The following is a 7,249-nucleotide window of genomic DNA, read 5'->3' as shown; positions in this document are numbered from 1 at the left end:
TATAAAATATGGGCTGTGAAAAAATGATTTACATTTTTTCACAGCCCCTTTTTTGCTGCTGCAGCATTTTGCTAATTTTTCAAATGGTGGTATGCTGCCCGCCGCTGAGTCATCACTGCCGGCATGCAGCCTAAACCACGGGAGGTCAGCACCACAAAAAGGCCTCACAGAAATCTGTGAAGCCTTTTTACATGGAAATGCATACGTGACAGGGGAGACATCCATTATCCTGCAAACCTCTGTCCTATGTATGCTTTTTATTCCATTGGTTTCAGTGCACTGAAGGAGAAACAGCTTCTGCCTCCATCCCCTCCCTCCTGCTCCATGGATGGGCGCCTGCAGGATTTCTGAGGGGACTTCGCCGGTGCTGTTTCTATGCATATAGTCATAAGGAAGAGCAGGAGGTATCACAGAGTGGGGCAATCAGAAGGATGAAGGAGTATAATAGAAGATAAATTAAAGGGTTAGATGAAGTGATAAAAGAGAAAACCTAGGGAGGTGCTGATTAAATCGTTCCCTGCTTTTATTCTGGAATTTTTATGTAATGCAAGGAGTGGGATAATGCAAATAGCGAGCTATTTAAGGAATTCCAAATCTTGATAAAATGGCTGTGTGGAATCATGGTGATGGACTATGCTAAAAAAAATCGGCATTGCAATCGGAATTTTCTGCTTTTATCATATTTTTTTCTTTACAGTACAGTTCATTCATGTAATGTCCCAGCCGGCAGCTTGGGATCGTTATGCGCCGGTTTTGTTTGGAAATCAATTGAGAGTCCGGGTTTTAGAAATAAGTAATGGGGATATATCATTATTGGATGTTAGGCCGGAGGACAATAAATATAAAGGAACGCTTCTTGACAGGCATGTATATAGAGTTAAAACTGAATCTGACATATTTTACCGGGATAAAGTCCTATATTCCTTGGGAAGTGCGGGATTTTATGTAATTTATGCAGAACCTTATAAAATCAAAGTTTATCAAAATCCGGACCAGCCGGTATCAGAACGGATGGAAATTGATAAATCTTTATCAAAATATGGAGAGAATGAACTGAAGGTGGTTTCACAAATTTCTAATTTCAATAAAGAGGAGAGAAAGGTGTATAAGGAGATGGCAGTCCAGGCAGAGAAAGATCCGCAGTTTCACCAGGAATAGGCCTGTTGCGTGGGGGTTCAAAATTGATACAGTATAGTTTGATTTTGCTTATGGACAGCGTCTTGTTTATGATAAGCAATCGCCTGCAGCAAGGCGAAACGAAAATGCAAAAATTATATTATTATGCAGGCGGTTTATCAGGCTTATTATATTTTTCATGGCTTTTATACATTAGTGTAAATCACTATGATTTTAATGTAGCAGTCATGTTCTGCCTTATTTGTGCTATTTTTATTCTGCAGAATAGAAGGTCTCAGTGGTGCTCCAGGAAAAAATATGATATACAGATAAAGCTATATGGGGATAATTCTAAAGAAGCAAAGCAATGCAGGAGGCATATCAGCTGTTTGTGGATATTAAATAAAGCTTATTATATTGGATTGGCGATTTTTATATTTGTGCTTGGGGTTGGATTCCATAATGGAAAACTTTAAGGAAATATGTATTTTCAAATAAGCACGATTCTCTATGCTGATTTCATTTATTTCATATCTGCTGCATCAAATTTTATACAGCTCCGAGGTGAAGCCCGGGAAAGCACTGATTTTTACAGAAGCAAATTTCATCAGTTCTTTTCCGGGGCTTTTCATGAAGTAATAGCTTTTTTCGCGGCGGTTGTATAGAATAAAGAAAGGAGTATAAAGGAATGAATGGGCAGCTTCTGCTGCCGTTGAAATAGATTAAATCGGGATGTGATAGTATGTCGAATCGAAGCTGGCTGAAGCAGGAAATTCCTCGCTGGGTGAAGGAAGATGTGATTTCGGAGGATGCGGGAAAGAAGATCCTTTCCCGGTATAAAAGGCAGGACAGTGCGGCTTACCGGGAGGCGCTGTTTATTTTGGCTGCGGTATGCATTATCGGAGGGATTTTCTTCCTCTGCGCCAGTCTTTGGAGCGGGCTGGACCAGGATCAGCGGTTCCTGCTGGCTCTGGCGCCGCTGGCGGTGTCTTTTCTGCTGATGGCGGTGGTAGTGCTGGCGGACCGGGGGGCCTTCGGCGGTTTTGAGAAAAAGAAGGAACCGCTGTCGGAAGAAAAGGGGGATGGGGAGGAGGCCCTGCCTCTTCGGAAGAAGGCTTTAGGGCCGGTTCACAGGCTTCCTGTCTTTCTGCGGGAGGCGGCGGCTTCTCTCCACGGGATATGTTTGATAGGCGCCTTCTGGATGGTGGGGGATTCTTTCAAGCTGTCCTCTGATTTGTACAGCGCCCTTGCACTCTGTGCCTTGCTCCTTCTCATCATGACGGTGGTGACGGAGTCGGCGGGCATGGGGATTATTTACATGATCGTGTCCGTCGGCATCTTCTACAGTGCGCCGGTGAGGGGATGGCCGGAGGCGGCGTCCTGGATTTACATGTTCCTTGCCCTGGGCATTCTGGGCCACATGCTCCGAAGCCACCGGGACCGGGCGGTGGTGTGCTTTTCCTGGGTGTGGGCGGTAGGTATCCTGCTCCTCATTTTCTGGTCTGCAGGAAATATGCTGTGGCAGACCATTTTCTTCTCCCTGGCGGCGGCGCTGACCTGGATGGCGGGCGGACTTTTCCGTTCCTACGGCCTGGGGGCCGATGCGCTCCGCTTCTTCGGCGGCATTGCGGTTTTCGCGGTACTGCTGGAAGGTTCCTACGGGGCGGTATGGGCGGATATTTCCGGCAGCTATGCCCTGTGGTTCATTTTCCTCCTGTTTCTGGCGGCGGATGGTGTGCTCCTTTTCCGTATCGCGCTGAAAAAGGAGTGGCTTTCGGTGCTGGCGGGGCTTACGCCCTTTGTGATGGGCCTTTCCGCTGTGGTGTCTATTTTTGAAACTTCCGGTGCCCTGCCTGCCATCATTGTTTCTGTGTATGCAGGCATTCTGGCGGGAGGCGTCATTCTCCGGGGGCTTTTCACAGACCGGGCGGTGCAGAGCTGGGCCGGTGTGTTCCTTTTGGCCGGCGACGGCGCCATCCGTGTCATTGATTCGGCCCTCACCTTTACCCAGAGGGGGCTTTTCTTCCTGGGTATCGGTCTTGCGGCGGCGGTAATCTGCTATTTCATGTATCTTCCGTCCAAAAAGAAGACGCCTGTCCATAGGGATAAGGAAGAGCAGGGAGAGGAGGGGTCTCGATGATATCCAGAAAATTATCTCTGATCCTGCTGGCGCTGGTTTTTGTGATTGAGGCGGGAGCCCTGTTCTGGATCCGGGGGGATTACCGGTCCACCATGCTGGATGGGGCGGAGTACGAAGTTCCGGCGGCCATTGATTTCAAAGGGGATTTTTATGGAAGAAATTATCTCCCCATTTACATTCCCCTCACCGAAGCGCCCTGGAAGGGGTCGGTGACGCCGGAGAAGGGGCAGGAAATCTACCTGTCCTTTGACAAGAACAGCGAGGGGATGATGGAGCTTACCGGCGCCTGGGACAGAAAGCCCGGCGGGCTGTATATTATTACCCGGGTGATTTCCGCATCCGACGGACTGGTGCATTTCAATTTCCCTGCTGACCGTATGTACATGCTGCCGGAGCAGCTGAAGAAGCTGTCGGTGGTGGAGCTGTCGGAACGGGTACAGCTGAAGGACAAGACGGGCAAGAAGACAGAGACCCGCATGAAAAATGACCTTACCGCCCTGGTGCATATCAAGGACGGCCGGGTGGTGATTTCCAAGGTGCTGGCCAACGGTTCTCCTGTGGAGCAGACCTACACCACGGTGGGTAAGAATCTGTCTGTGAAGTACGCAAGAAGCGGCAAGGAAAAGGATGCCTACTCTGTGGGCAGGGATTCGGAGAGTAAGGAATAAGGAATGGAGGGAGACTTATGTATATTATTTTGATGCGTCACGGGGAAGCGGTTCCCCAGACGGAGGATATGGAAAACAGGGAAAGGAGCCTTACGCCTAAGGGCATGCGGCAGGCCCGCCGTTCGTCCCGCATTCTGGCCAGATTTCTTAAGGAAAATCCCATCCGCATTTTTACCTCTCCCTATGTGAGAACAAGGCAGACGGCAGGTATCCTGGCGGAGGAATGTTTTGCCGAGGAAATCCATACGGCAGAGGAGCTTCTCCAGCCGAACTGGCAGATGGTGAGGAATCATCTGCTGCAGGACGGTTCTCCCATTGCACTGGTAAGCCATCATCCTTTCCTCCAGTCCTACCTGCTCACCACCTGCAGCGCGGCAGTGAAATTTGACCTGGCAGGCATTGCGGTGATTGACTATGACCTGAAGTGGAACCAGGGAAAGCTCATCGGCTATTTCACCTCCGGCCTTCGCCAGCTGAAGAAGGAGGGATAAGCTATGATTCCCGTATTGACAGTGGCCGGTTCCGACTCTTCCGGCGGCGCCGGCATCCAGGCGGATCTCAAGACCTTTGCGGCCCTTGGCACCTACGGCATGAGCTGTATCTGTGCTTTGACCGCCCAGAACACGAAGGGCGTCTCCATGGTGGTGAATACACCGGTGGATATGGTGAAGGCCCAGCTGGAGGCGGTTTTTGATGACATTCCGCCAAAGGCGGTGAAGACCGGCATGCTTTCTTCCGCTCCCATCGTGGAGACGGTGGCCGATTTTCTTAAAGGGAAAAAGGTGCCTCTGGTGGTGGATCCCGTCATGGTGGCCACCAGCGGCGCCGTGCTGCTGGAAGAAGAGGCCATAGCCGTTTATAAGGAAAAGCTCATTCCCATAAGCACAGTCATCACCCCCAACATACCGGAGGCGGAGGTTCTGTCAGGCCTTTCCATCCAAAATGAAGAGGACATGAAAAAAGCGGCCCTGGCCCTCATGAATCTGGGACCTTCGGCGGTGCTGGTGAAAGGGGGACACAGCGTGGAGGACGCCAGGGATATTCTCTATGATGGAAAGGAATTTCATGTATTTTCAGGGAAGAGGATTTCCACGGGAAATACCCATGGCACCGGCTGCACCCTGTCCAGCGCCATAGCGGCAGGGCTGGCAAAAGGATTTACTCTCACGGAGGCTGTGGGAGAAGCAAAGAAATACATGGAAGGGGCCATTGCCAAGGCGGCTGAAGATTCTGTAGGCCACGGACACGGCCCTGTGCACCATTTCTGGTTCTACGGAGAAAAATGGGGGCGCATGGAATGAACTATCCCTTCTTTGCCTTCATGGCCCGGCTGAAATATATTTCCCGCTGGGGCCTTATGCGGAATTCCATTTCCGAAAACGATGCGGAGCACACCCTCCAGACCGTCATGATTGCCCATGCCCTGGCGGTGATCGGCAAGGACATCTTCCATAAGAATTTGGACCCCGAAAGGGCGGCGCTGCTGGCTCTTTACCATGATGCCAGCGAAGTCTTCACCGGGGACATGCCTACGCCGGTGAAATATTTCACCAGCGACCTTCGGGAGCAGTACCAGAAAATCGAAGACCAGGCCCGGGAAAAACTGCTCTGTACCCTGCCTGAAAGTCTCCGGCCTTCCTACAAGCCCTACGTGGTGGACATGGAAAAGGATCCCCTCTGGCCCCTGGCCAAGGCGGCAGATACCATGAGCGCCTACCTGAAATGCATGGAAGAAATCCGCGACGGAAACAGCGAATTCAAGGAAGCCTTCAAGGCTACGGAAGAAAAGCTGAAAGCCCTCCACATGGAGGAAGTGGACTGGTTCATGGACCATTTCTCCGGCAGCTTTGCGGAAACACTGGACGAACTGAACAGGAACATACAGTAAGAAATCAGGCAGAGGAATATGTCTCCTGCCTGATTTTTCTTGTGGACAGAAAGGGTATGAGAGTGTATAATTATTTACATAATTCGTATAAATTGCATAAAAATGAGGTGCTCTTATGAAACTGTGGAAAAAAGGCGTATTGGTTACATCGGCCCTGGTGCTGGCTGCGGGCATGATGGCAGGCTGCGGCGGAGAGAAAAAAGCTGCTTCTGCTCCCGCCGGGAAGAACGTACTGAAAGTGGCTACCAATGCCACCTACGTACCCTTTGAATTCAAGACAAAGGACGGCAAGGACTATACCGGCTATGAAATCGATGTGGTGCGGGCTGTAGCCAAGGAAATGGGGAAGGACGTGGAATTCAGGAATATCGCCTTCGACGGTCTCATTCCTTCCCTCCAGTCCAAGGAAGTGGATATGACTGCTTCCGGCATGACCGCCACCAAAGAAAGGGCGGAAAAAATCCTTTTCGCCGCTCCCTTCTATGAAACAAAGCTGGCTGTGGTTACCAAGGCGGACAGCGACATCCACTCCGTAGACGACATGAACAAAGGACAGGAAATCGCCGTACAGGTCGGCACCACCGCCGCCTACTACGCCCAGGATAAAGGTATGAAGACGAGAAACTTCGACCACTCCTCCGACATCGTCATGGAACTGAAAGCCGGCGGCGCCGTGGCAGGCATCCTGGACAAACCGGCAGCGGACTACTTCGTAGCCACCGACGGTAAAGGCGCCTTCCGGGTGGTAGACGTACCGGACTCCAAAGTACAGTACTTCGCCTTCGGCTTCAATAAGGACAACAAACAGCTGCAGCAGGAAGTGAATAAAGCCATTGCAGACCTGAAACAGAAGGGCACGTTAAACGAACTCCATGAAAAATGGTTCAAAACCCCGCTGCCCGAAATGCCGGCTACAGCGGAAGAAGCGCTGGGTATCTGATATGAAAAAAAGAGCTCCCGAAAGGGGCTCTTTTTTTAGTGGGCTGGTGGGATAGTGTATTAGTGAGACAGTGAGACAGTGGGACAGTGAGGGAGACTATCGGCTGGCCGCTTTCCGCTGTTGGCTTCCGGCTTATTGCTGTCGGTTTCGGCTTTCCGCCGATTGGTGTTCACCGGTTTATGGGCTGCTGTCGGCAGGTACCAAGATCCTTCGCTGCGCTCAGTATTCTGACAGGTGGGAGGCGGGAAGGCAAATCCCGTAACGCTGACTCCTTTATATTCATCGCCCGTTAGGGCGATACCACAACCCTCTGAACCCTCTGAACCCTTTCTTCGCACCTTTCTACATAACCCTTCTACACAACCTGCGGGCCCTACGGGCCCGCCCCCTTTGGTGCTAACGCACCACCTTTACCCATAGGGAAGCGTGTCACTGGATTTTCGGGTCGCTTTGCTCCCCTACATCCATTGCTGTCACCGACTCACTGGATTCTCAGG

Annotated in this window: 9 protein-coding genes; 8 read left to right on the top strand and 1 reads right to left on the bottom strand. The window is 50.9% G+C overall.

The window, feature by feature from the left end:
• Positions 1-381 (bottom strand): hypothetical protein (locus tag Q0482_RS07095; RefSeq protein ID WP_299145031.1); only part of this gene is annotated, 381 nt, incomplete at its 3' end.
• Positions 382-633: 252 nt separating this feature from the next.
• On the opposite strand from Q0482_RS07095, the gene Q0482_RS07090 reads away from it, so the two are divergent.
• The 8 genes from Q0482_RS07090 to Q0482_RS07055 all read left to right on the top strand — a co-directional run bounded on the left by Q0482_RS07090 (position 634) and on the right by Q0482_RS07055 (position 6,752).
• Positions 634-1,158, top strand: coding sequence for a hypothetical protein (locus tag Q0482_RS07090; RefSeq protein ID WP_299145029.1), 525 nt, complete (start codon positions 634-636; stop codon positions 1,156-1,158).
• Positions 1,159-1,208: 50 nt separating this feature from the next.
• Entirely contained in the window at positions 1,209-1,592 is a 384-nt protein-coding gene (locus tag Q0482_RS07085) for a hypothetical protein (RefSeq protein ID WP_299145027.1), read from the top strand.
• A 266-nt stretch (positions 1,593-1,858) separates the two neighbouring features.
• Positions 1,859-3,256, top strand: a complete 1,398-nt coding sequence (locus Q0482_RS07080) for a DUF2157 domain-containing protein (protein ID WP_299145025.1) — start codon at positions 1,859-1,861, stop codon at positions 3,254-3,256.
• Positions 3,253-3,924 carry a hypothetical protein gene (locus Q0482_RS07075; protein ID WP_299145023.1) on the top strand — a complete coding sequence of 224 codons (672 nt, stop codon included), beginning with the start codon at positions 3,253-3,255 and terminating at the stop codon, positions 3,922-3,924. Before Q0482_RS07080 ends, Q0482_RS07075 begins: the two co-directional genes overlap by 4 nt.
• A gap of 17 nt (positions 3,925-3,941) precedes the next feature.
• Complete coding sequence (locus Q0482_RS07070; RefSeq protein ID WP_296980653.1) at positions 3,942-4,415, top strand: histidine phosphatase family protein; 474 nt, start codon at positions 3,942-3,944, stop codon at positions 4,413-4,415.
• Between the two features lie 3 nt (positions 4,416-4,418).
• The gene (gene thiD / locus Q0482_RS07065) at positions 4,419-5,225 is read left to right on the top strand and encodes a bifunctional hydroxymethylpyrimidine kinase/phosphomethylpyrimidine kinase (RefSeq protein ID WP_299145021.1); all 807 of its coding nucleotides are present in this window, start codon (positions 4,419-4,421) and stop codon (positions 5,223-5,225) included.
• Positions 5,222-5,812 carry a 5'-deoxynucleotidase gene (yfbR, locus tag Q0482_RS07060; RefSeq protein WP_299145019.1) on the top strand — a complete coding sequence of 197 codons (591 nt, stop codon included), beginning with the start codon at positions 5,222-5,224 and terminating at the stop codon, positions 5,810-5,812. The genes thiD and yfbR overlap by 4 nt, the downstream gene beginning before the upstream one ends.
• Before the next feature lie 115 nt (positions 5,813-5,927).
• Positions 5,928-6,752: a basic amino acid ABC transporter substrate-binding protein gene (locus tag Q0482_RS07055; protein WP_299145018.1), complete on the top strand. Its 825-nt coding sequence runs from the start codon at positions 5,928-5,930 to the stop codon at positions 6,750-6,752.
• Positions 6,753-7,249 lie beyond the last annotated feature (497 nt).

It is taken from the genome of uncultured Dialister sp. (genome assembly GCF_937959425.1).
Lineage (GTDB): Bacteria > Bacillota > Negativicutes > Veillonellales > Dialisteraceae > Dialister.
The sequence above is the reverse complement of the archived record's forward strand: the minus strand, read 5'-3'. Positions and strand labels throughout refer to the sequence as shown.